Source organism: Paenibacillus sp. FSL R5-0713, from assembly GCF_037973325.1.
GTDB lineage: Bacteria > Bacillota > Bacilli > Paenibacillales > Paenibacillaceae > Paenibacillus.
Genome location: NZ_CP150229.1, coordinates 3,651,001 through 3,677,490 on the forward strand (window position 1 = coordinate 3,651,001; position 26,490 = coordinate 3,677,490).

11 protein-coding genes and 2 pseudogenes are annotated in these 26,490 nt (G+C 48.1%); 11 read left to right on the forward strand and 2 right to left on the reverse strand.

Translation table 11 applies throughout. The features are described 5' to 3' along the window. Positions 1–5 precede the first annotated feature (5 nt). The 4 genes and pseudogenes from MKZ12_RS16230 to MKZ12_RS16245 all read left to right on the forward strand — a co-directional run. Positions 6–2,723 carry a family 78 glycoside hydrolase catalytic domain gene (locus tag MKZ12_RS16230; protein WP_339255472.1) on the forward strand — a complete coding sequence of 906 codons (2,718 nt, stop codon included), beginning with the start codon at positions 6–8 and terminating at the stop codon, positions 2,721–2,723. A gap of 25 nt (positions 2,724–2,748) precedes the next feature. After that, the gene (locus MKZ12_RS16235) at positions 2,749–4,539 is read left to right on the forward strand and encodes an L-fucose isomerase (protein ID WP_339255474.1); all 1,791 of its coding nucleotides are present in this window, start codon (positions 2,749–2,751) and stop codon (positions 4,537–4,539) included. A 698-nt stretch (positions 4,540–5,237) separates the two neighbouring features. Beyond that, positions 5,238–6,521 carry a DUF2961 domain-containing protein gene (locus MKZ12_RS16240; RefSeq protein WP_339261455.1) on the forward strand — a complete coding sequence of 428 codons (1,284 nt, stop codon included), beginning with the start codon at positions 5,238–5,240 and terminating at the stop codon, positions 6,519–6,521. Next, positions 6,515–6,670 (forward strand): annotated as a pseudogene (locus MKZ12_RS16245) (LysR family transcriptional regulator); the annotation flags it as partial. The gene MKZ12_RS16240 and the pseudogene MKZ12_RS16245, both read left to right, overlap by 7 nt. Before the next feature lie 94 nt (positions 6,671–6,764). On the opposite strand, the pseudogene MKZ12_RS16250 reads toward MKZ12_RS16245, so the two are convergent. Then, positions 6,765–6,968, reverse strand: a pseudogene (locus tag MKZ12_RS16250) (amidohydrolase family protein); the annotation flags it as partial. Between the two features lie 706 nt (positions 6,969–7,674). Between MKZ12_RS16250 and MKZ12_RS16255 the strand changes: the two are divergent. From MKZ12_RS16255 to MKZ12_RS16280, 6 genes are all read left to right on the forward strand, one after another. Further along, the gene (locus MKZ12_RS16255) at positions 7,675–10,050 is read left to right on the forward strand and encodes a glycoside hydrolase family 95 protein (protein ID WP_339255476.1); all 2,376 of its coding nucleotides are present in this window, start codon (positions 7,675–7,677) and stop codon (positions 10,048–10,050) included. 132 nt (positions 10,051–10,182) lie between these two features. Next, positions 10,183–12,237 (forward strand): alpha-galactosidase, encoded by a 2,055-nt coding sequence (locus tag MKZ12_RS16260; RefSeq protein ID WP_339255478.1) that lies wholly within the window; start codon positions 10,183–10,185, stop codon positions 12,235–12,237. Between the two features lie 152 nt (positions 12,238–12,389). Then, positions 12,390–14,720, forward strand: a complete 2,331-nt coding sequence (locus MKZ12_RS16265; RefSeq protein ID WP_339255480.1) for a glycoside hydrolase family 95 protein — start codon at positions 12,390–12,392, stop codon at positions 14,718–14,720. A gap of 100 nt (positions 14,721–14,820) precedes the next feature. Then, positions 14,821–16,353, forward strand: coding sequence for a response regulator (locus tag MKZ12_RS16270; RefSeq protein ID WP_339255482.1), 1,533 nt, complete (start codon positions 14,821–14,823; stop codon positions 16,351–16,353). A gap of 237 nt (positions 16,354–16,590) precedes the next feature. Beyond that, entirely contained in the window at positions 16,591–21,171 is a 4,581-nt protein-coding gene (locus tag MKZ12_RS16275) for an S-layer homology domain-containing protein (RefSeq protein WP_339255484.1), read from the forward strand. A gap of 167 nt (positions 21,172–21,338) precedes the next feature. After that, positions 21,339–23,459: an alpha-galactosidase gene (locus tag MKZ12_RS16280; RefSeq protein ID WP_339255486.1), complete on the forward strand. Its 2,121-nt coding sequence runs from the start codon at positions 21,339–21,341 to the stop codon at positions 23,457–23,459. 65 nt (positions 23,460–23,524) lie between these two features. Here the strand turns inward: MKZ12_RS16280 and MKZ12_RS16285 are convergent, their stop codons facing one another. Further along, the gene (locus MKZ12_RS16285) at positions 23,525–25,282 is read right to left on the reverse strand and encodes a sensor histidine kinase (protein ID WP_339255488.1); all 1,758 of its coding nucleotides are present in this window, start codon (positions 25,280–25,282) and stop codon (positions 23,525–23,527) included. Positions 25,283–25,505: 223 nt separating this feature from the next. Here MKZ12_RS16285 and MKZ12_RS16290 point away from each other — a divergent pair, with 223 nt between their 5' ends. Continuing rightward, on the forward strand, positions 25,506–26,462 hold the full coding sequence (locus tag MKZ12_RS16290; protein WP_339255490.1) for an ABC transporter permease subunit: 957 nt from the start codon (positions 25,506–25,508) through the stop codon (positions 26,460–26,462). Positions 26,463–26,490: the final 28 nt, after the last annotated feature.

A 26,490-nucleotide genomic window follows, 5' to 3' on the forward strand; every position in this document is an offset into this window, starting at 1 on the left:
ACAACATGACATCCATGAAGAACATGGCGGAAACGAAGGAGAAATCAGTATCTGACGAATGGTGTGCCCAGTGGATTACACGCCCGGTAGTCCAGCCTCATGACTGGATTTCATATCAGGCGGAAGTCATTCTCAGCGTGGAAGAAGGCGGTGCAGCATTTCTGTTCGGTTATCGTGACGAAGGCAATCACTGTGGTATTGAACTGCTTGAGCCTGAAGAAGATGCACAGCAGACACACGTGTGCATATACCGCGTTGAAGAAGACGTACGCCAGGTTCTGGGGAAGATGGTTTTACCTGCACTGCACAAACTTCCTCAACGTTTATCACTCAAGATAAGTACGGAAGCCGGGGAATGGCAAGTATCCATCGATGAACATTACACGCATCGCTGCATGGCAGCAGATTATGAAGGAACGATTGCATTCCGGACGACAGTCGGGCAAAAGGCAACCTTCCGTGATCTAAGGCTCAGCGGGAGTGATGGCCGCGTGCTGTACTCCAACCGCTTTTATGATCCGAAGACGACTCATTTTACCACAGATACGATTAGCCCTTCGGGGAATGGGCTTGTGCTTGAGGAAAATATGCTGTCGATCTGTGAGGCACCCCTTCCAGTTGACAGCCCTCTGTTTCGCAAAACATTTGAATTGCCGTCGTCCGCAGTTGAAGCCAGATTGCGCATCTATTCGGTAGGTTGGTATGAGCTCTGCATCAACGGGAACAGGGCGGACAACCGAGTTCTGGCTCCTGCCAATTCGCCGTATTCCCGCAGAATGCTCTATGACACCTATGACGTGACCCATCTGCTTCAAGACAACGATAACGTACTCGGCGTGTGGCTCGGGAATGGTTACCATTTCAATTATTCACGGTGGGGATGGAAATGGAATCAGGATAAAGCCTTTATCATGCAATTGGACCTCCAGTTTGAGGATGGCAGCAAGCGTACCATCATAACGGATGAATCTTGGTCATTCGCGTCAAGCCCGATACTTTCCAATGATATCTATGACGGAGAGTCCTATGATGCACGAGAGGAGTACATCGGTTGGGATCAACCGGGATTTCTTGAAAACGGAAATTGGTCGAGGGCTGTAACTGCCGAACCACCTATCGGCAAGCTTGAAGCGAACATCCAACCTCCTGTTGTACCTCACAACCCGGTCGAGCCCATCGCTGTCTTCAGGCCAAGTCCGGGCGTGGGCGTATACGATTTTGGTCAGAACATGGCAGGGTGGGTTCGCATTCAGGTAACAGGAGCGGAAGGCAGTCAAGTGCGGCTGAGATACAGCGAGCTAGTCGATGAACAAGGCAACATTGATCCCTGGACGAATCGAAATGCCAAAGCAATCGACACATACATTCTCCGTGGAGAGGCGGAAGAACGTTATGAACCTCGCTTTACGTATCACGGCTTCCGTTATGTGGAAGTCAGCGGTGAAACAGATCATCTCTCCATTCAGGCCATTCCCATTCATGCAGACGTAGAGCCGGCAGGCAGCTTTGAATGTTCAGATGAAGGGCTCAATCAGCTCTACAGTAATATTCGCTGGTCATACCTCAACAATCTGGTCAGCATACCCACGGACTGCTGTCAGCGAGATGAACGTACGCCTTGTCTCATGGATTCTGCTGTTGTTGAGGAAGCCGGCATGCACCATTTCAATATGCAGAATTATTATCGCAAATGGCTCGGAGATATTGAAGAAAGCATGACCAACCCGGACTGGAGCGGGGACAAAGTGTTTCTTCCTTGGCGTCTCTATCAGCATTATAACGATCTGGATATCTTGCTCCAGCGTTATCCTTCCATGAAAGCATATATTGACCATCTGCATCAGGAGTGGCCAGACCATCAGGTGAAGGATGGCTTTGGGGACTGGTGTCCTCCCAATGATGATGGTTGGGAGAACTACTTCCACGAAGTCGAACTGGTGAATACAAGTATTTACTACAAAATCACGTCCATTGTTGCCGAAACGGCGATGATCCTGGACATGAGCGCAGATCATGAACATTATTCGACACTGGCTCGGGATATCAACCAGGCCTTTCATCGCCATTGGGACGTGGGGAACGGCGTTTACAGCAGCGGTTCCCAGACTGCTCAGCTGCTGCCGCTCGCTTTTGGCATGGTGCCGGTCAAAGAGCGGGCCTCAGCCGCAAAGCGGCTAGTGGAAGCTATTGAGGAACATGGCGGTCATCTTCATACCGGTATCTATGGCACCAGATATCTGATTGACGTGCTGGCGGACTACGGATACATCGATGTTGCCTATGAGCTTCTGAGCAAGAAGGAATATCCCGGGTTCGGATACCAGATTGAGCGCGGAGCTACGACGCTCTGGGAGCAATGGAGCGAGAAAGGTGGCATGCATTCCCATGACCACGCCATGTTCGGGGGCATCAGTGTTTCTTTTTACACGCGACTGGCTGGTATTAGGCCCGACTCGCCCGGTTACGAAAAAATATGGATTGAGCCGATGATCCCCTCGAAGTTGGAAAGGGTGAGCGCTTCGCTCAGGACGGCACATGGAACCATTGCTGTAGCATGGAAAAAAGACGAGGCAGGTCTGCACATGGAGGTGACGATCCCTGAAGGAACCACAGCCACGTTTGTCGTGCCGGCTGATATGGTAAATGCCGTGAATCTACGCCGTTCTCACACATTGAACCCGGGACAACACATCTTCTCCATCCCAATCGATACGATCCAATAAAATATGCAGAAAAGGGGAAATACAGATGACGGATATGAAGCATCGTTATGAGAGTGGATTTCCAAAGATCGGCATTCGCCCAATCGTGGATCGCCGTAAGCTTGTAAAGGCTTCACTGGCTGAAAGCACGATGGAACTGGCGCACGAAGCTGCTGCTGCGATTACCTCCATTCTCCGAAACCCGGACGGCTCACCCGTGCAGGTTGTCATCTTTGATACATGCATCTCCGGAATGAGCGAAGCAGCCCGTTGTGCCGAGCAATTCAGGAAGGAAGGTGTCGGCGTCCTGGTCACGGTAGCAAACGGTTGGTGTTATCCACTTGAAACGATGGAAACGGACCCAACCCTGCCGCACGCCGTCTGGGGATTCAATGGCACTGAACGCCCCGGTGCGGTCTACCTGGCTGCGCTGCATGCGGCGCATAATCAGAAAGGCCTGCCCATTTTCAAAATCTACGGCAGACATATTCAGGATCTGGAGGAACGCAAACTGCCAGAGGATGTTCGGGATCAACTGGTCCGGTTCACTCGTGCGGGTCTGGCTGCTGCACTGCTGCGAGGAAAATCCTATCTGTCGATCGGCTCCGTCTCCATGGGCATCGCAGGTTGTATTGTAGACGAAGATTTCTACCAGCGTTATCTGGGTATGCGCAATGCCTATTTGGACATGACTGAGGTTACGCGCAGGCTGGAGAAGCAAATCTATGACGAGCAGGAATTCCACTCAGCTATGGCTTGGGCCGATCTTCATTGCAAGAAAGGGCCTGATCCCAATCCGGAGTCGGTTCAAATTGATCCAGAGAGCAAAAAGGAGAACTGGAAAACTTCTATTCGCATGACGTTGATTGTGCGTGATCTGATGATTGGCAATCCCAAACTGGCCGAAATGGGATACGAAGAGGAGGCGTATGGTTATAACGCCATTGCTTCCGGGTTCCAGGGACAGCGTGAATGGACCGATCACCTTCCCAGTGCAGATGTGCTTGAAGCGATTCTATGCAGTTCATTCGACTGGAATGGCATTCGCGAACCCTATATGGTCGCCACCGAAAACGACAATCTGAACGCCATCACCATGTTGTTCAATCACTATTTGTCTCATACTGCCCAGATTTTTGCGGATGTTCGTGCATTCTGGAGCCCGGAAGCCGTGAAACGCGTAACAGACTGGCAGCCGGATGGTCTGGCTGCGGCAGGATTCATACATCTGATCAATTCTGGACCGGCAGCGCTTGATGGAACGGGAGAGCAGCTTCGCGACGGTCATCCCGCGATGAAGCCTCACTGGGAGATTGATGATCAGGAAGTTCATGCCTGCCTCAATGCGGTTAGCTGGCGACCAACCTATATGGACCAATTTGCAGGCGGAGGCTATTCTACCGATTATACAACGCGTGGGGGGATGCCCGTCACCATGGCACGCATTAACCTCATAGCAGGGCTGGGGCCGGTGCTTCAGCTTGCGGAAGGGTATACGTTGGAGTTGCCAGAGGAAGTGCATCAACGACTGGATCTGCGAACGACACCAACGTGGCCAACAACATGGTTTGTCCCGAATCGGGTAGCAGGTGATCCGATATTTGATGACGTCTACAGCGTGATGGAAGCCTGGGGTTCGAACCATTGTGCTGTAAGCTATGGCCATATCGGAGCCGACTTGATTACACTTGCGAGCATACTGCGCATTCCGGTTAACATGCACAACGTTGAAGTAAAGCGCATTTTCCGGCCCAGCGCCTGGACAGCATTTGGCACAAAAGATCATGAGGGTGCAGACTATCGTGCTTGTGCTGCATATGGCCCGTTGTATGGCTGAGCAGAGAGGATGACAGGATTGGAAATGCTTTGTGAATTTGGAAGGTATTCATCTAATGACTCGGAGGTTGCAGACATATGACGACCCATTTACAGCCTAAAGGAATTGGCAATATGGAAAGGTTCGACTTGCTTCCTGTACTAAAAGACCGCGTGCAGGTTCACTATGAAGGAAGCATCGACAAGCAAGGACGCAATGCGGACTGGGATTGGTGGCTTTATAAGGACAAGGAGGAATGGGTGATTTTTGATTATTGCGGTCCAGGATGCATCTATAATTTTGTCCAACACCGTTATCCCGAGAGTCCGGAACCGACCTTTTCTTTTTATTTTGATGGCGAGGATACGCCCCAATTTGTAATTAAGGCCTCCGAATTCGGGAGTAAATTTCCTTTCGTAACTCCACTGGCAGACGTTTATATTGGACCCGAGGACAATGGGCGTGGACCGATACGCGTCGTTCGAAGTTATGTGCCTATGCCTTTCAAGAAATCATGCAGGATTACTTCGGATATTCAACTAAAAGGAGCAGCCAAAGGGGATGGCGGTTGGGGCCATGTCGTTTATCATTCCTATGATGACTCTGATCAAATATCTACGTTCACCGGAAAAGAAAACTATACCCCGCTGATTGAAATATGGTCTCGGGTTGGTGAAGATCCCAAACCAGCCGTAAAATGCAAATCCCGATATTACGAAATGCTGACCGTTAAAGCAGGAGAGAAACGAACCATTCTGGAAGAGGTGGGTCAAGGCAGTATCTCCTCGATAAGCGCTGCATTCAATCCCCACTCCTTTTCATCCGAAGACCTGCAACACCTCTGTATCAAAGCAAGCTGGGATAAACATGAACAACCGGATATTTGGTGCTCCATAGGTGTATTCTTTGGCAACGAGCTTGGATTCAATCCTGTCGGCGTACTGTCGCATGGGAGAAGAGGGGACGGAGTATTCTATAACTATTTCTCCATGCCGTACTGGGAGCATGCGATGATTGAACTGGTGAACAAAGGGAACCGTGACATATTATTATCCGAATTAAACATTGAATGTACAGCAGAGCGAAACGCAGTTTATGAGAAGGGTCAAACCGGTTATTTTCGCACATCGACATATTATGAACGTCAGGCAACAGAAGGGTCGGACAGCATCATCGGTCAACTCAAGGGAAGAGGACATATGGTGGCTGGGCACGTAACAGGTTTTACCCGTAAACCGGGCACAATCAGCTGTGAAGGCGATGTCCGTATCCACATTGACGGCAATGCGACACCACAAGTTGAAAGCGACGGTTCCGAGAGTTGGGTATGTTATGGTTGGGGATTTCCCACGCCGCCTGAATGTAATCCATCCAGCGCCTATGACGGAATCCCTGACAACCCATGGTCCATGGTCAGAATGTGCAGCGGTGACTGGTATCCCTTTCAGACGGAGCTCGTATTTGGTATCGAAGCAGGCGAGTATAACAATCAGTATCTCGAACATTCAGGCATTCTGTTCTACTATGGTGTGGACGAACCGGGAATGGTTCTGACGGACGAAATGGATATTGGCGATCCCTTATCGGAGAGGAACCATGATTACAAAACAGAAGGCAGCCGCGGTTACTATACTCTGGATTCAGCTTATGAAGGGGATCAAGACGATATCATAATTCGTGATAGAGGTCATGAGACAGATGGTTATAGTGAATTCACAATCCGTATCAGGGAGGACAACAGAGGCGTAAGAATGCGGCGGCGGTGTGATCAGATCACAGGCAGACAACGGGCCTTTGTTCATGTAGATGGAGTGAGAGTAACAGAAAGAACGTGGTACACGGCGGACCGAAATCCCTATAAACGATGGCTGGATGATGAGTTTGTAATCCCTGAATCCTATACCAGAGGAAAAAAGGAGCTGCATATTCGAGTCGAATTCATTCAGGACGGCGAGGCCAGAGCATGGAATGAATTCCGTTATTGGGTATATGCGATGAACTAGAGGAACGGAAAGATGAGCTGGGCGTTCGACTCTTTGATCGATTGGGCAAGCAACTCGCTTTTAAAACTGTGGGCAAACGCTTTTTACCGCATGCCCAAGACGTACTTGAAAAATTGGAAGAAGCTCGTAGTGCTGTCCATAACAATGAAAAAACTTAATGGTACCCTAACGAGAAGAGGGACCTCATTTTGAAGTCCCTCTTCTTGGTAATTCTACAATTAGCAACGCCATAATTTACTAGGTTTAACCTAGTTGTTGCGAACCATTGAACCACACGGATTGGATTGACAAGGTATCAGAAATATTAGTGGTCGGATCACCGTTTATGAGAATAAGATCCGCACGCGCACCTTCGGTAATCCGGCCGCGATCATGTAGACCAAAACAACGGGCCGGTTTGGCAATAGCCGACTGAAGAGCTTCGATCGGAGTGAACCCGACCTTCACTCATTCCAAAAAGAAGAGGATGAAATTGCTCAAACCTTTAATGACGAGCAGAAGCAAATCTTAAAGAAATTGCTAATCAAAATTAATGAAAGCATATATGGAAAAGGAAATATATAGATAGTCTAAAGCTAAAAGGAATGTTGCCTTGCAAACACGTTTAAACGAACGGGAAACAAAGTTCCATAAAACCAAAGGAGGCCGCTGATCAACAGGATCAGCGGCCTTATTCGACTACCGGGCTGAAAGACGATGACAATCAAAAGTTTCGCGGGACAAGAACATTGTGCCATTTCCGATTTGTTAGTGATTTATCTGGTGATGAGATCGAATCTGTCCGTTCCGGTTCGTTGACGACCTACACCTCCAACAAAGTGGCTGCTGTTGAGCATTTAAGCGCTCGTGAGCTTTTGCTGGCTTGCTCATCAGGTACCGGATGGTATTGGCAGCCAGGATGTCATTGAGAACATAACCTGGACACCGTTTCGCATCTTGCAGTGATGTCCAGATTCTGAAAGCCAAGTACACTTGTGGGTTGGTTTTCAAGTCGAATAAATAATTGTCCACCACAGAGACAGGAAAGTTATCCTGACTTGAAGAAACAGTTTATGTAAGCGTATGCAGCAAGGTTAACCTTGTCGAAAACACGTTTACGGATGTTCCAAATAGAATTGGCTAGCTAATGAGAGAATTTTAAGGGAGAGTGCACATGAAACTTCAATATGACAAACCTGCAAATGTATGGACGGAAGGGCTTCCCATAGGTAATGGCCGTCTTGGCGGCATGATCTTTGGTGGGGTGGAGCAGGAGAAAATCAGCTTGAATGAGGACACCCTGTGGTCCGGTTATCCGAAGGACGGCAACAATCCTGGGGCAAAGGATGCTCTGCCAAAGGTCCGCGCGCTGTTACAGGAGGAACGTTATACGGAAGCAGACACGCTGACCAGAGAGATGATGGGCCCGTACACCCAATCGTACCTACCCTTCGGAGATTTACTCCTGCATTTTGAACACGGGGATATCTACCATTCCTACAAGCGGACGCTGGATGTAGAAAATGCAGTGCACAGCCTTGAATATCAGATTGGCCATGTGATTTATACCCGCGAAATGTTTGCGTCGCATCCGGATCAGGTACTTGTGCTGCGGCTGGCTGCTAGTGTGGAAGGTGCGCTGAATGTACATGCGTCACTGGATAGCCCGCTTCGGCATGTGACTAGTGCTAGGGAAGAACGTTTGGTTCTGGAAGGAACAGCCCCGGAGCATGTAGATCCGAGCTATTTTGCAAGCGATGAGCCGATTCGATACGATGACCCTGAACATAACAAGGCAATGGTATTTGAAGGACAGCTAGCGGTGAAGACAGAGGACGGACAGGTAACGGTGGATGGCAATGGAATTCATGTATTGGGTGCAACAACGGCAACCTTTTATTTCAGCGCAGCTACAAGTTTTAACGGTATGGATGCCATTCCGGGAGTTGAGGGAAAAGATGCTTCCTTCACTGCAAGTTCATTTCTGGATGAGGCGGTAGCCAAGCAATATGACAGCATGCTTGACTCGCATATTGAAGATTACCGTAGGTTGTTTGATCGGGTGAAGCTCCAGATTGGGAATTCACCTGCTCCGGAGGAGATGTCCACCGAACAGCGGATTACAACCTATGGAGCGGAGGACCCGGGGCTTGTGGAACTGCTCTTTCACTATGGGCGCTACTTGCTGATCTCAAGCTCCCGTCCGGGAACACAAGCCGCGAACCTTCAGGGTATATGGAATGCAGTAACTCGCCCTCCCTGGAGCAGCAATTATACGTTGAACATCAACACGGAGATGAACTATTGGCCTGCTGAAATATGCAATCTGGCGGAATGCCATGAGCCCTTACTGGACTTGATCAGCAATCTGGCGAAGAAGGGCGTTGAAACAGCACAGGTCAATTATGGAACTCGCGGGTGGACCGCGCATCATAACACGGATATCTGGGGACAGACGGCGCCGGTGGGCAATTATGGTGACGGTGATCCAAGCTGGGCCTTCTGGCCGATGGGAGGTGTTTGGCTGACTCAGCATCTATGGGAGCATTATACCTTTAGCGGAGACGAGGCGTATTTGCGTACTTCCGCTTATCCTGTGTTGAAGGAGGCAGCCCTGTTCGCACTGGACTGGCTGATTGACGATGGTAGCGGTCGTCTTGTGACTGCACCTTCGACATCGCCGGAGCATAAATTCAGAACAGCGCAAGGTATAGCAGCGGTCAGTCCGGGTTCAACCATGGATATCTCATTGATCTGGGAATTGTTCACCAACTGTATTGAAGCCTCGGAGATTCTTGGAACGGACCCGGATTTCAGAAACGAACTGGTGAGCATCCGTGAGCGTCTTCACCCGCTGCAAATCGGCAAATACGGCCAATTGCAGGAGTGGTCGAAGGACTTTGAGGATGAGGATATCTATCATCGGCATACCTCACATCTGGTAGGGGTTTATCCGGGTCGCCAGCTTTCGGACGAGGAGACACCAGAGTTGTTTGGCGCTGCCAGAACCTCGCTTGAGCGACGGGGAGATGAAAGCACGGGCTGGAGCCTGGGATGGCGTGTTGCGCTTTGGAGTCGTTTCAGGGAAGGAAACCGTTCCCTGCGTCTGCTATCCAACATGCTACGCCTGGTCAGAGATGGGTCGTCGGAACAATACAACCATGGAGGGGTTTATCCGAATCTTCTGGGAGCACATCCTCCGTTTCAGATCGACGGCAACTTCGCCGCCTCTGCCGGGATAGCCGAGATGCTGCTGCAATCTCACCGTCCTTATATGGAACTGCTTCCCGCACTGCCGGATGCTTGGCAACAAGGCAGCGTTTCCGGTCTGCGTGCCCGAGGCGGATTTGAGGTTAGTATCCAGTGGGACAACGGACAACTTGCAGAAGCGTATATCACTTCACACCTGAGCCGGGACTGCGTGCTTAAAGGTGAAGGTCCAGTTGTGGTAACACTTGACGGCAACGTGATTGAAACGGAGAGCATCGATTTAAATCACATAAGCTTCCCTACATCTGCAGGACGTACTTACAAGGTTAAGTTGAGTTAAATCGCGTTATGTATCGGAAGATCGTTGCATGGCAAATGCTCTATTCGGTCTTTATAATGAGGGCAGACTTGGGCAGGAGAGACATAACCAGCTCCGCTCAGGGCACAGCATGCAACAATAAGGAGGCGCATTATGCTAACTAGCGATACAGCCGTACAAGTGCAGCAACAGAATGATAATCTTGTAAGCATTACAAATGGGCACGTGAGCCTGGAGATTAATCTTGAAAATGGTGAAGTATCCTTTATCGGCAAGCATTCTTCCCATGTAAAAGGCATTCGTAGTGCTTTTCGCTGGCAGGGCCGGGAATACAGCACCGATCATTATCAGAACCATGAGCTGGAGTTACAGGAAGATATTGTTCGAGAAGGTTTTGGAAAAGGTATCCGCTTGGTTGTTCTGCATAAAACCTCGTTGCTGCCGCAACTGGAGCAGCATTTTTATATGTATGAATCCTCACCGTTTGTACTGGTGCAGACCGCTATAGTCAGTGATGAAGAGCTTAAGGCGAATCGCATGGCTGTCATCCAATCCAAAACCATATCCCTCGGCGGAAATTCCGGCCAGGATGAACCGAGCGTTCTGCGTGTACCGTTTGACAACGATAAATGGGTGAGATATACGGTGGTCAAGCCGCCGCTTGATGTGGAGAGCTACGAAGCGACAGCCCTGTTCGCGCCCGATAGCCGCCGGGGAATTGTGATGGGTTCCCTTACGCATAAAGTATGGAAAACAGGGATTCGTATGCAAAGCGAAAAAAGCGGACAGATAGAGGGACTTGATCTGTACGGTGGTGCCGTGAGTGAACTGACTCGCGATTCCCAGCCTCATGGCTATGTGAAGGGAAAAAGAGTGGAATCTCCCCTAGTATTCATCGGGTTCTATGAAGACTACCGTGAAGGTCTTGAAGCCTACGGTCAGGCGAATACCTGGATTGAGGCTCAATTACCTTGGGAGGGCGGCGTTCCGATCGGGTGGAACAGTTGGTCTGCGGCCATGAGTGATCTGGACTATGATCTGTATACAGCAACCAGCGATTTTCTAAAAAAAGAAGTGCAACCACTTGGATTCCAGAATGAAGATACTTTATATATTAACTTTGATGCGTTCTGGGACAATTTCACACCGGAAGAAATGAAGAGTGCGTTGGACCGGGTACGGCAAAACGGACATAGAGCGGGCACGTACTGGACCCCATTTGCCTTCTGGGGAGGGCCTGATCAGTTCGGTCAGACGGTCGAAGGAACTAACGGCAAATACACCTATGCTGATATCCTGCTGCGTGACGGTGAGGGCGAGATCCTGCCGGATGTAGACGGTGGTCTGGCTATTGACCCGACACATCCTGGAAACCTGCAAAGGATTGACTGGTTCACGGACAAATTCATCTCGGAAGGTTTCGAATATATCAAATTGGATTTCTTGGCGCATGGCGCGCTTGAAGGGCAGCACCACAACCCGGATATTACAACAGGAATCGCGGCTTATCATTATGGCATGTCTTATTTGCAGCATAAGCTCTCGCCAGACGTAATCGGACGACCGTTTTTCATTAACTTGTCCATCGCTCCATTATTTCCTTATGCTTTTGCCCACAGCCGCCGTATCTCCTGTGATGTCTTCGGTACACTTGCGGATACGGAATACCTGCTGAACTCATTGACACACGGCTGGTGGATGAGCAATACGCTCTATCGCTACAATGATCCTGACCATTCGGTATTGTACAAAAGCTTCAACCAGGAAGCTACCGGCTGGCATGAAGGACGCAGCCGTCTGACCGCTTCAGTTATTGCCGGTACGGTGCTCCTGCTAGGGGATGACTTCCGTAAAGAGGAAGCTGCCGAACGAGCAAAAGAATGGCTTGGCAACAAGGATATTTTGAGCGTTGTTCGTATGGGCAAAACCTTCCGTCCAGTTGAAGGTGATTATGGGAAGCTGTCTTCTGACGTGTTTGTCTTGGAATCGCCGGAAGAGAACAGTTTCTATCTCGCCGTCTTCAACTTTGATGCTGAACAAGCTGCGGTTAAATCTATCTCGCTGGAGCGGGCCGGACTAAATTCCAATGCTGTATACAGCTTGCAGGATCTGTGGGAAGGCTCACAAGGGGAAACGTCTGGAGGGCTTACTGTCTCACTGGAACCTGCGGAATCCAAAATCTTCAGATTGACTGTGAAGGGAAACTGACCTGAGGCGAAGTGACCATTCAAAGCCTTGTTCAGTTTTAGAATAAAAACAAAGACAAACGCGCGCTTATGTATCTCACAGATCGCGCGTTTGTCTATTTTTGGGAAGGAGTCTATTTCTAGAGATAATCATTTTGGACCGGAGGACATGATATGAATGATTTTACTATGTGGTATTCAACGCCTGCTGCACATTGGTCTCAAGGCCTGCCGCTGGGAAATGGAAGAATAGGGGCAGTTGTTATGGCTTCATCCCATCGAGAGGTATGGAGTATGAGCGAAGTTACCTTCTGGTCGGGTCGGATTGAACAAGAACAGCCTTCTGCAGGAAGCAAGGCTGCACTGGAAGAGATGCGTAGCCATTTCTTCTCCGGCGATTATGATGAAGGAGATCGTCTTGCCAAACAACATTTGCAGCCAAAGAAGGGTAATTTCGGTACCCATCTCGGATTATGTGAAGTTGTTATTGATATGGAGAAGAAGAATTCGAGTTCGGATGAAGCGGGAAGCTTCCAACGTGAGTTGGATCTGACTCAAGCGCTTGCCGGAGCGTTCTGGAAGGATGACAACAGCATGATTCGACGTGAAGTTTTCGCATCCAATGTCGATGATTTAGTGGCCTCCAGAGTCTGGAGCGAAGCTCCGGGTGGAGTAACCTTTACACTTGGCTTACAGGCAGGCACGGAATCATTCAAGGTTGTAGCTTTAGATGACAATACGCTTGAATTCCAAGGACAGGCAACGGAAAATGTACATAGCGATGGGACTTGTGGCGTATGGTCCAAGGGTTTGGTCAAGTTGGTTATTTCCGGGGGGACCATCGCAAGTATTGATGGTCGATTAACTGTGACCAGAGCGGATGAGGCATGGATTTATTTTAGTGTGAGCACAGATTATCGCCGTACAGATCAGGATTGGGAAACAGAGAGCGAGTCTACGCTGTTGAAGGCTTTAAAGAAGGGGTATGCCTCGTTGAGGGAGGAGCATGTCCGCGATTACAGCGAGCAATATGACAAGGTTGATATTCAATTGGGGGGCAAGAGGAAAGCCGATCTGGCTACAGACCAACGCATTCGTTTGTTGGAACAGAATGACAAGAATGAAGATCCGCAGCTTTTCGCTTTATTTTTTCAATATGGACGGTATCTGACCATTGCGGGTTCTCGCAAGAACTCTCCGCTACCGCTCCATCTCCAGGGAATCTGGAATGATGGTGAAGCGTGCCGGATGGGATGGAGCTGTGACTATCACCTGGACGTGAATACCCAGATGAATTATTACCCCACAGAGATTGTGAATCTGGGAGAGAGCCATCTTCCGCTGTTGCGCTACATTGAAGATCTGGCACTGGCGGGCAGAGAAACGGCACGTAACGTATATGGATGCGACGGATGGGTCGCTCATGTGTTCTCCAATGTATGGGGTTTTACGTTACCTGGATGGGAGACCTCGTGGGGGTTGAATGTTACAGGAGGATTATGGCTGGCTACACACCTGATTGAGCATTATGAGTACAGTCAGGATCGTGCTTTCCTAGAGAATGTGGCCTATCCCGTACTTAAAGAATCGGCGGTTTTCTATCTGGACTATATGTGTGAGCATCCTCGGAACGGTTGGCTGGTAACGGGTCCTTCGAATTCGCCGGAGAATCATTTCTATCCTGATAATTCAAGAGAGGGGACACAACAGCTGTCCATGGGAACGACAATGGACCAGATGCTGGTGCGCAGGCTCTTTGAGTTTTGTCTTCATTCAGTTGAACTTCTGAACAAAGACGAGGAACTTGGACGCAAGCTGTATGAAGCAATTAGCAAGCTTCCACCTCTACAGATCGGCAAGAAAGGCCAGTTACAAGAGTGGCTGGAGGATTATGAGGAGGGGCAGCCGGAGCATCGGCATTTGTCCCATATGTATGCTCTGTATCCGGACAGTCAGATTACACCTGAACGTACACCGGAACTCAGTGCGGCAGCACGAGTAACGCTGGAGAACCGCATGGTCCAGGAAGAGCTGGAGGATGTTGAATTTACAGCTGCTTTGTTTGGACTGGGTTTTGCGAGATTGCACGATGGGGAAATGGCATATAAACACCTCTCACATTTGATCGGCGGCTTGTGTTTTGATAATCTGTTCACCTATTCCAAATCCGGAATTGCAGGAGCAGAGAGTAATATTTTCGTCATTGATGGAAATTTCGGCGGTACAGCTGTCTTAGCGGAGATGCTGCTGCAAAGTTATGCGGGCGAGATTCACCTTCTCCCAGCACTGCCACAGGCATGGAGCACAGGATCTATCTCCGGTCTGCGGGCAAAAGGGAATGCTGAGGTTGAGATCGTCTGGGAGAATGGAAAGCTGACCTCTGCGAACATTCACACTTGCTCGTCAGGAACGTTCACCATTGGTTGGGGGAAACAAAGAACAATCCTTCATGCCGAAGCAGGCGAAAGGTACTATTTCAATAGCGAGCTGGAGTTGGTAAAATAACGATCTATACTTGAAAATGACTTTCATTGTTATAAACCATGGTCCCACGGGGGGAAAAACATATAATAGAGACAGAAAGAGACAAAGGGAGGGGACACGGATGTACAGTATTTTTTTGGTAGACGATGAAGAACTGGGACTTGAGATGATGAGGGATTATATCCGTTGGGAAGAGATGGGTATCTATATCATGGGAACAGCGAGTAACGGCAGGGAGGCCTTGGAGAAGATTGAGGCTACCCAGCCGGATATCGTTCTTACCGATGTTCAGATGCCGATAATGAACGGTATTGATCTGGCTAGAAAGATATATGAGAGCTACGACTCGATCCAGGTGATGTTTCTGACCGGACACGACGAATTCCAATATGTAAAATCGGCTATCAACGTAGGGGCCGTGGGGTATATGTTAAAACCTTTGGATATGAACGAAATTGAAAGCGTTATCAGTAAAGTTAAACAGCGTTGTGAAGAGGTTGCAATGAAGAACCGTTCCTTGGAGGCGGCCAAAGCCAATATCCTGAAGGAGTTATCTTACGAAAAAAATGAGGCTCGTGCTAATGATCTTGCTTGTAGTTACAGCCGTCTAACCCGACAACCAGAGACCGACCGATATGCAATGGCCTTGTTCAGTATCGATCCCAAGGAGGCTGAAGAGGAACAGCAAAGTCTGGAGGAATGTACAGGTCGGCTGGTGGCTTTTCTCGACCATTTCTTCAAGGCGAAGAACATGAAAGGGATCTTTGTGGATTACAAGGAAGGAGAGACTGGTGTATTTATGGAAGCTGCCCAACAGCCGGGACATTATGCGTGGGAAGACTTGGCTGAGGCTATTCGTAGTGCACTGGATTTCACGGTGACGGCAGCTGTAGGAGGACAAGAGACCGAGTTAGCCCATATTCACTGTCTGTACGAACAGACGCGTATCGTTTTGAACGAGCGTTTCTATGAAGGTACAGGCACGATTATTCATGCGGAGTCACTTTCGAACCAGTTCTATACGGAGCATATGCCCCCTTTTGAACAAAAGGGATGGTTTGAGGCTATTAACCGACTAGATTTTGAATGGGCGGCACAGAATCTGCACGGGTATATTGAGGGATTGGCGAAACTGCGAGTCAAGAAGAAAATCATCTGCGACTGGTCGATAGATCTCGTGAATGAGCTGCTGGAGCAGCTTCATAAACCTGTTCCGAAGCGGGCTGAGCTATATCATTCCATCTATAATGCACTGACTCTGCATGAGATCGAAGATCTGATTCTCGGTACTGCGGAAGATGCTGTGAGCATGCTGGGTGAACGGTTTATGGACAAAAATGCAAAATTGATTCATAAGGTCCGTACCCTCATCGATCAGAATTACAATCAGCCGATTACCATCAACAGCCTGTCTGATCAGGTCTATCTGTCACCGAACTATTTGAGATCCATTTTTAAGGACAAAACAGGGATGACTATTCATGATTACCTGACACACATCAGACTGGATAAAGCCAAGGAAATGCTGGCAGATGGCTCGCTCAAGATTCACGATATCGCGCAGAACGTGGGCTATGAGAGTACATCCTATTTTATTTCTCTATTCCTTAAGACACAGGGCGTAACACCCAACGAATACAGGAAAAGTATATGACGATAAAGGTAATGATGGTATTGATATGGTAAATGAAAGAGGCTTTCCTGTATGAATAATAACATTGTGGTATGGAACATCCCCCTCCTCCTTTTTACAATTAGGCATATAGGAAAGGAAGGAGGAGAGAGGGGATTTAACAGCTCTTTATGAAAGCGATTACAGATAATAGCTATGAACCACTAAAGGATAGGCATATGGAGATCTAACTCAATCAAAAGAAAATGGAGGCATGATATGTTGGGACGAATTATGAAAAAAGGATTTGTGTTCTTTATCATTATTTGTTTGGTCATAGGCGGGGGCCAGTTCGCCCGAACAGCTCACGCCGATGAGATGAATACCTATGAAGCTGAGGCCGAGGGGAATATTTTGCTTGGTAACGCGACAATCTCTGATAGCCCGACGGCTTCAGGCGGCAAGAAAGTCGGAGGCATGTATCAGGGCAGTTCCTTGCAATTTAATAATATTACTGTAAGTGAGACAGGAAATTATAAGATTTCCGTTTACTACATTTCAGGTGATTCGCGGCCATTCAATATTAGTGCGAATGGCGGGGAGAAGCAATATGAAGAACCGCCCAAGACAGTTGACTGGGATACGGTGGGAATGTTTGACGTGACCCTTCCGTTGAACGCGGGTACCAACGCCATCCTGATCGATGATAACAACTGGTATTCTCCCGACATCGACAAGATCGTGATCCGAGGTTTGGACAGTGGTCATCCTGGAGAAGGTGGCGGAGACGACTGGAAGAAAAATCTGCATGGTGCAGTCATTGAGGCAGAAGCAGCCGACAATATTTTGAAAGGCAATGCCAAGGTGGTGGACAGCAGTATCAGTTCAGGCGGAAAAAAAGTAACGGATCTGAACAAAAACAGCTCACTGCAATTTACGAATGTTACTGTACCGGCAGAGGGTACATATTTGATCCGAATATCTTATATCTCTGGTGACCAGCGACCTGTATATATGCAAGTAAACAATGGCACGGATGAGATGATTGATCTGCCCAAAACGGCAAGTTGGAATACGGTAGGTACGTATGATGCGGAAGTTTCCCTCCATAAGGGAGTTAATACCATTACGTTCTCGGATCATGATTGGTACTCCCCCGATTTGGACCGAATTGAAGTCATCCCGTATACGCTTAGCTATGAAGCCGAAGATTCGGGTAATACGCTGACTGGTGAAGCGCGTGTAACAGAGAGTCCGAATGCTTCCGGCGGCAAAAAGGTCGGCTATCTGAATGGTGGGAGCTCCTTGACGTTCAACAAAATTATAGCCCCCATGACAGGTGATTACCGCGTTAAGGTAGATTATTTTTCCGGTGATCCACGGAGTTTCTATGTCCATGCGAATGGTGGGGAAGAGCAGTTCCATGACCTGCCCAAAACCCCGGATTGGGATACGGTAGGTACGTATGATCTTACACTCCCATTAAATGAAGGCGAGAATACGATAACTTTTTCAGACAATAATGGCTATTCTCCCGATCTGGATCGGATTATCGTTGAGCCTGCAATAGAGACGGAACCCGAAACTCCGGGTGAAGGCGATGATGATCTGGGAACACCGGGTGACTCACAACGATACGGGGATATCACGGTGACCGATTACACCCATGGCCTTCTGGTATCGAACGGAAAATATGAAGTGTCTTATAGTACCCAAACCGGATTTGCCGGGTACAGCTGGGCAGACGGACAGAAGATGCGTGGTATCTTCAGCAGCATTAAAATTGGGGAGAATCTTGTTGAAACCAAAGGGTATGAGAGTCATGTAAGCGGTGGAAAACCGGTGGAAATTCAGGATGGCTTCGGCAAAGGCGTGGAGCTGACTTTTGTTCATACTTCCACTGGCAAGCCAACTCTGAAGCAAGTCTATCGGTTTTATGAAGATCAATCGTATTTCCTCAACCGTCTGGATGCCCTCAGTGATACAGAGATTCAGAGCAATTACATGTCACCCATAACGGTGAAAAATACGGGCGGTGTAGATATCGGCGTCAGCTCAGATAATCGAGTACTGACCGTGCCTTTTGACAATGATGCCTGGATTCGTTACAAATCTCAAACGATGAACCGGGCGGATACCAGCTACGAAATGACGACGGTATTTAATAACTCGTCTCGTCATGGTCTGGTGATCGGTTCAGTAACCCATGACACATGGAAGACTGGTATTGATTGGAAAGGGTCTGCTAATCGTTTGAATGAATTTGCTGTGTACGGTGGCGCAGCGAGTGACGTTACTCGTGACACCCAGCCACATGGCAGCCTGACCGGTACTGAAATATCCTCACCTATGATTATGGTAGGCGGTTTCAGTGATTATCGTACAGGACTTGAAGAATACGGTAAAGCCAATGCGATCATCACACCTCCCCTGGCCTTGAATCCAGAATTGCCGCAAGGTGTTCCAGTTGGATGGAATAGCTGGGGAGCTTATGATAGCGGGCTGTCGTATCAGAACGTAGTGGATGTGTCTAATTATTTTAAGAACAGCCTGAAGAAGTTCAATAATAACGGCAATGTGTTCATTAATATGGATTCCTACTGGGATAATCTGAGTGATGCAGAGCTTGCCCAAGCCGTATCCGTCATTAAGAACAATGGTCAGCATGCGGGCATCTATTGGGGACCATTTGTATATTGGGGCAACGATATGAGCCAAAAAGTGGATGGTACCAATGGGCAATATACGTATGGGGACATTGTACTCAAGGATAGTGCAGGGAAACCTCTGCCTACACTGGATGGAGCGTATGCACTGGATGTGACACATCCGGGGAGTCAATTGCGCATGAATTATTTTCTGGATAAGTTTAAAGCGCTGGGCTTCACATTCATCAAACTGGATTTCTTAACCCATGGCTCGCTGGAAGGCCAACATTATGATACTAATGTGACGACAGGGATTCAGGCGTACAATGAAGGAATGCATTACGTCGAAGAACGATTGGACGGGAAAATGTTTATTAGTGCGTCCATCGCACCAATCTTTCCGAGCCAATACGCGCACAGCAGACGGATCTCCTGTGACACCTATGGCAAAATCAACGAGACGGAGTACATGCTTAATTCATTGACATATGGCTTCTGGCAAAATGGAACGATCTATTCCTACACAGACCCTGATCATCTGGCATTAAGCAGAGCATCCAGCCTGGAGGAAGCCCGTACCCGCGTGAATTCCGGTGTAATTGCCGGTACGGTGATGCTGGATTCCGATGATGTGAATGATCCGAAGGCACAGGAGTACATGACGGCATTGTACAATAACACGGATGTTCTTCAGGTGGCGCTGAAAGGGAAAGTATTCAAACCACTTGAAGGGAATACAAACGCCAACGCCGCAGATACGTTTGTTCTGAAGGAAGGCAATGATTATTACCTTGCTATATTTAATTACAACGGCAACAGTTCAGCAAACAAAACGATCGATCTGGGCCGCGCCGGACTGAATGATTCCAAAACCTATACTTTAAAAGACTTGTGGACAAGTGAATCTTCGTCAGCCACAGGTTCATGGTCCATCTCGCTGGGGCCGGCTGAATCGAAGTTGGTTAAATTGACCGAAAAAAAGAATATCCCTGAAAATCCAGGCAACCCAGGTAACCCAGGTAATCCAAGCAATCCTGGCAACAACGGCAATAACAATACTACTACTAGTGGGAACTCCGGCAACAGCACAGCTCAGGAGAACGATACAGTAACACTGGTCATCACAGCGGATATGCTGAAAGTGGACAGTGGAGCAGGGAAAGCCGTCGTAGACATCAAAGCAGATACTCAGGAAGTAAAACTTTCAACGGCTGTCTTACGCCAGCTCGGCAACTATACACTGGAAGTGAAATCAGGCAAGCTATCCCTGCAAATTCCTTCGAGTTTGTTCAAGCAGCTGTTAAATAAGTTACCGGCAGGGCAACAGGAAGAAAGTACGATTTACTTGAAAATGGTTCCACTTGGCAGCAAGGCCAAGGAGGTCGTTGCAGCAGTGGAATCATCATCTCGGGCAACCGTTGCTCTTAAGGGAGAAATCTATGAATTCAGCCTCTCGGCAACAACCAAATCAGGTACAACCGAAACACTCTCTGTGTTTGATCACCCCATTACGCTGAGCCTGGCAGCAGCCGAGAGCTTCGACCCTTCACAGGGAGGAATGTATTATATTAACGAAAATGACGAACTGAAATTTTTAAAATCGGATTATGCGAATGGTGTATTAACGACTACAGTGAGCCACTTCAGCAAGTATGCCGTGCTGGAACTCGATCGGACTTTTACCGATGTTCCGGCCAGTCATTGGGCCAACTCTGTAATCAAGGAGTTGGCAGCAAAGGGCTATGTCGAAGGTACAAACGAGGATCAATTTGAGCCAGGACGTGCAGTCACCCGCGCTGAATTCACCACCATGCTCGTTCATTCTCTGGGGCTGACCGTAGCTGGAGAAATACAATTTTCAGATGTTGCGACAGATGCCTGGTACGCGGAACCCATCTCGATTGCGACCCAAGCCGGTATTGTGAAGGGACGAAGCGCAGTCAGCTTCCAGCCGGATTCGCAGATTACCCGGGAGGAAATCACGGTGATGCTGATGAAGGCATATGAACTGAATGTTGGGAACGTGCCTGTTGGTTCTACAGATATCTTGTTTACCGATATGGATCAAGTTTCTTCATGGGCAGCTGATTCGGTAAAGGATGCAGCCCGACTAGGACTGGTTCAAGGCCAAAGACGGGGACAGTTTGTGCCGAAAGAGATTGCATCCCGTGCTGAAGCGGCTCAGGTCATCTATAACTTAATTTTGAAGTAGGCTTTAAGGCTGCGAATTCCATCGCAGCCTTATTTTCATACCTTTGAAATGACAGACGATATCCCTTATGGATTGTAAGAATGCGATATGGCTAATGTAACTCCTGCTTCTTACAATAATAAGTATGTTCACAACACACAGCACGAGGGTAACAGGAACTCGAAAGGATGATAAACTTGACGATTCAATATAATGAACAGCTACGTATATTTGCAATACAGACGCAAAATTCGTCCTACATTTTCGGAATTAATGAGAGAGACCACCTCCAACATCTGTATTGGGGTGACCTCGTTGACATTGAGGACAGCGCGCCGTTGCTCCAACTACAATCCCATAGCTCTTTTGACGCGGAAGTGGAGAGAGAGGTGGAGGAGTATAGCTTCTGGGGAGGTGCTTCTTATACAGAGCCATCTCTGAAACTGCGTATGCCAGATGGTGTCCGCGATCTTCAGGTAAGGTATGACCGTCACGAGATCATAGAACAGGATGGCAGACAGACGTTGATAATTACGTTGAAGGATCAGGTATATGCACTTGAGACGCAGCTGATATATCGGGTCATCCCGGAATTCGATCTGGTGGAGCGTTACGCCAACATCATCAATATGGGACAGAAGGATATCGTGCTGGAAAGCATGCAATCCGCAGCCTGGACTTTGCCATATCTCCAGGATTACCGTCTGACGCATGTTACGGGGAAATGGTCGGGTGAATTCCAACTGCGCAATACCATTTTGACAGAGGGGAAAAAGGTGCTTGAATCACGGAGAGGTTTCACTGACGGTCATGCCAACCCATGGTTTGCAATAGATGACGGCCTTTCGACTGAAACAGGCGGCAGGGTATGGTTTGGTGCTCTCGCCTGGAGCGGCAACTGGAAGATGGTCGCTGAGAAGACGCCATTCACGCATGTGCGGGTCACAGGTGGCATCCATGATTTTGACAATGAATGGTTGCTGGGTGCGGGCGAGAGTTTTGAGACACCTGTCTTTGTCGGCGGATTCAGCCCTGAGGGCTTTGGCGGAATGAGCCACCGCTTACATCAATATCAATACAAGTACATATTGCCCCGCAGTAAAATTGGGAAAGTGCTGTACAACTCCTGGGAAGCTACCTACTTCGATGTGAACGCACAGGATCAAATGGCGCTTGCCGAGCGGGCAGCCAGGATGGGTGTGGAGCTATTTGTCGTGGATGACGGCTGGTTTGGGCAGCGACACTCCGACCGTGCAGGGTTGGGTGACTGGAACGTGAATAAGGAGAAATTTCCGAACGGACTTGTGGAGCTGATTGACCGGGTTCACGGACTTGGGATGGAATTCGGCATATGGGTAGAGCCGGAGTCGGTCAACCCGGATAGTGATCTCTATAGAGCACATCCAGACTGGGTATATCATTTTGAAACCCGGGGACGAACGGAGCTTCGCAATCAGCTGCTGCTGAACATTTCCAAGCCTGAGGTTAAGCAATACATTATCCATTTTATGATCGAACTGCTTGGTAACCATGAGATTAAGTTCATTAAATGGGACATGAACCGGACCATCACGGAGCCTGGCATGAAGGGTCACCCCATTAACCGCCAGAAAGAAATATGGGTAAGGCATGTCCAGAGTCTCTATGATATATGGGCACAGCTACGAGCCAAGTTCCCGGATGTCGAGTTTGAGACTTGCGCAGGAGGTGGCTCGCGGATTGATCTGGGTATCTTCCGTTATGCTGACCAATCCTGGCCGAGCGACAATACGGATGCGTTCGACCGTCTGAGCATTCAGGAAGGCTTCTCGTATACGTACGCGCCACGTATGATGACCTGTTGGGTAACCGAGTCACCTACAGGAATGAATGGTCGAAACGTCTCCCTGAAGTATCGTTTCCACAGTGCAATGATGGGCACGCTTGGTATTGGCTCCAACCTGAACGAGTGGAGTAATGAATGGATTGAGCAGTCCCAGGAATTCATCGGTCAGTACAAAGCCATTCGCCACCTGGTACAATTCGGTAGACAATTCCGTTTGACTGCGCTTCGTCATAAGGGAGTTACCGCTGTACAGTACAGCGATGCAGCTGGAAGTGACCATGTGCTGTTCGCCTTTCTTCACTCGCAGAAGCTGGGTGAACCGTTGCCCAGACTCCGTTTGGTAGGTCTCCATGCTGACAAGACCTATATAATTGAAGAGTTGGGGTTATCGGTCCGTGGCCGTGCTCTGATGAACATTGGCGTGGAATTGCCTCTACGCGGTGATTTTGACAGCCTGGTGTATCGTATTCGTGAGCAAGTATAACGTTCTGTAGAATGGTTTAAAGGGAGTGCTTTGCAAGCCAATAGTGGCTGCATCGCACTCCTTTTTTATTGAATCTCTTTTTGAGGCAGACGGATCTGGACCGTGGTTCCCATGCCTAGTTTGCTAAACACTTTGACACCGTAGTATTCACCAAATTTGAGCTTAATTCTCCGATCCACATTTGAAATGCCATAGCCCCGTCCTTCTTTCTCCTCAAACAAAGACTGAAGCGTCTCACGCCGCATGCCCATTCCATCGTCTATAACCGATAAGATGATGCTACTGTTCTCGATGACGCCCTTGATATGGATATTTAGGGGCCGATCCTGATTCCAAAGAGCGTGAATGACTGCATTCTCCACAAAAGGCTGTAACGCTAGCTTCACAGTGGAGTAAGGCAGGATCGATTGATCTATCGTGTAGATGATGTTGAGCTTGCCCTTAAATCGAATAAGCTGAATGGCATTATAGCTCTGCGTCAGTTTCAGTTCCTCATTGATGGTCAGGATGCTCTTTCCTTTATTCAGGGATATCCGATAAAACTTGGCCAGATGAAGGACCATATCCTGAATCTGTGGATCTTGATGCTTTACGGCCAGAGAGGAGATCGAGCCGAGTGTGTTATACAGAAAATGAGGATTGATCTGAGCTTGAAGCAGGTCAAGCTCGGCTTCCTTGCTCTGCAGCTCCTTTTGGTAGACCTCCGTCACCAGGCTTTTCAACCGGGTTGTCATCTGTTCAAATGCAAAGTGAAGCTGTCCGATCTCATCACTGCCCATTTGTTCCTCATGGGTAGGGTTGAAATCTCCTCGTTCAATGCGCCGAATCATCCGTATTAACGTCCTGATGCGTTTGCTGAACAGCGATGCGGTAATATAAATGAGCAGCAGCGCCACGCCGATGAAGCCTAGTGAAATTTTGATAATAAGCTGAGAGAGAGCTTTGGCATCCTTGATAATACTGTCATAAGGGAAGATGGATACTGTTTTCCAGCCGTTTTTGAGCGTGTTATAAACCGCTAGAGCCTTTACCCCTTGATACGTTGTATCAAATCTTCCAGAAGCCGTATCGTCAAAATGTTGATGAAGAAGTTCGGGCAGGCTTGTATTAATTAACTGTTTGTCGGCGGAGGACAGAATCATACCTTTGTCATTAATGATGAAAATATCTTTGCCGCCTGCTTCCTTTTCCATTAAGGAATAGATGACCGACTCCGAGATTTGAAAGACCAGCATCCCATAGGGATACTGATTACTATTGTTGTTCAGCAGCCGGGCGAGTGTAAACATGGCAGGACCGTTCTCTGTCTGCGGCGTTGAGAGATGAATAATGTTCCCATAGGATTGTTTCAATTTGTGGAACAGTTCCGTGTTCTTAACTTCGGGTGTAATCTGCCGGATATAATAATTGTCTTTGGGCAATGATGGATTGTCTGAATAAATGAATGCGCTATCAAAATCAGGGTAGGCAGCCATCACAGTGTCAATTCGATTGCCAATGTAATTATAGACGTCCAGATAGGATGGGTCATCCTGATACTCGTTCGTCAGGTAATTGGCAAGGCGGTTATCCAAATAAATGGAGGCGGAAATGTGTTCGTAGCTATCCAGTTTGTTCTCCAGATTTTTAGTGATCTGAGCTGTTGAGTTCGTCATATTGATGTAGATCTGCTCAGTAAGTTTCGTTTTGGTAAGTTCGTAGGAAAAATAAACCAATAGCATCATTGGAATGATGGTGACCAGAACAAATACCATGAACAATTTGGAACGAAAGTTCAGGTTAACAAAAGGCATGTATATGTATTTTCGATAGAATTGGCGCATCCGGAAGCCCTCTCTTGACTGAATATTCGTTGCACAGTTCATCATAGCAGAGTGAATATGGAAATCCAATCCTCACTTTGCACAAAAACATCTTTAAAAAGCGGTATCTTTCGGAGAATTCAACTATGGCGAGTAATCCGTGTCAAATTTATGATTAATAGGAGAGAAGTTGAATCAAGATATGGCCGACCATGCTGCTGTATAGAAAAAGGGAGGGTACTTAATGCATAAGGTAAGCGCTATCAAAACAGTCAGGAGCAATAACTTGATAAGCAGACTAAAAGAGCAAAAATGGTTATTCGTGCTTATGCTTCCTGCCTTCATTGCGACATTGTTATTTTCCTATGGTCCGATGTTTGGATTGTATATGGCGTTTACGAATTATCAACCGGGTGGGGGATCGTTCTTTTACCAGTTCTTCCATGCCGAATTTGTAGGTTTCCAATGGTTTGAGTATTTCTTTACTACAGGTGATTTCTACCGGGTTATGCGTAATACGCTTGCGACAAGCTTGCTGACACTGTTCTTCGGATTTCCTGCCCCGATCATCCTCGCGCTTGTGCTGAATGAAGCGAGACAGGGATTTTTCAAACGTTTTGTGCAGACGGTTTCTTATCTGCCGCATTTTATCTCATGGGTTATTGCAGCCAACATTGTGATTACGCTGCTGGCTTCGGATGGAATGCTAAACAACATTCTGGTTCTGCTGGGTATTGTCAAAGAACCTGTCGCATTTTTGCAGAACGGCCCTCTATTTTGGTGGATTATCGCATTGTCGAACATGTGGAAAGAGATGGGATTCAGCGCCATTATGTATCTCGCTGCAATCGCTTCCATAAATCCGGAGCTGTATGAAGCTGCCAGGGTGGACGGAGCCAGCAGATTTAAGCAAATGTGGCATATTACGCTGCCATCTATGCGCCCTACCATTGTCATATTGGCTATTCTCGCGGTCGGAGGTATTTTGAATGCAGGATTTGAACAGCAATACCTGCTGCAAAATAACACCGTACTTGAATACTCCGAAGTGATTGACATTTATGCCTACAAATACGGACTACAGAATAGCATGTTCTCCTACGGGGCTGCTGTAGGGATGTTCAAATCCGTTGTTGCCTTTATTCTTGTTCTCATCGTGAACCGGATTTCCAGAAAAGTGAACAACCAGGCGTTGTTCTAACTATAAAAGACAGAGGGGAGCGCTTGTG

Coding starts and splice junctions, on each gene's coding strand:
- MKZ12_RS16270 (WP_339255482.1), top strand. CDS start 14,821: ATGTACAGTATTTTTTTGGTAGACGATGAAGAACTGGGACTTGAGATG.
- MKZ12_RS16255 (WP_339255476.1), top strand. CDS start 7,675: ATGAAACTTCAATATGACAAACCTGCAAATGTATGGACGGAAGGGCTT.
- MKZ12_RS16280 (WP_339255486.1), top strand. CDS start 21,339: ATGATAAACTTGACGATTCAATATAATGAACAGCTACGTATATTTGCA.
- MKZ12_RS16275 (WP_339255484.1), top strand. CDS start 16,591: ATGTTGGGACGAATTATGAAAAAAGGATTTGTGTTCTTTATCATTATT.
- MKZ12_RS16260 (WP_339255478.1), top strand. CDS start 10,183: ATGCTAACTAGCGATACAGCCGTACAAGTGCAGCAACAGAATGATAAT.
- MKZ12_RS16265 (WP_339255480.1), top strand. CDS start 12,390: ATGAATGATTTTACTATGTGGTATTCAACGCCTGCTGCACATTGGTCT.
- MKZ12_RS16285 (WP_339255488.1), bottom strand. CDS start 25,282: ATGCGCCAATTCTATCGAAAATACATATACATGCCTTTTGTTAACCTG.
- MKZ12_RS16240 (WP_339261455.1), top strand. CDS start 5,238: ATGCTGACCGTTAAAGCAGGAGAGAAACGAACCATTCTGGAAGAGGTG.
- MKZ12_RS16230 (WP_339255472.1), top strand. CDS start 6: ATGACATCCATGAAGAACATGGCGGAAACGAAGGAGAAATCAGTATCT.
- MKZ12_RS16290 (WP_339255490.1), top strand. CDS start 25,506: ATGCATAAGGTAAGCGCTATCAAAACAGTCAGGAGCAATAACTTGATA.
- MKZ12_RS16235 (WP_339255474.1), top strand. CDS start 2,749: ATGACGGATATGAAGCATCGTTATGAGAGTGGATTTCCAAAGATCGGC.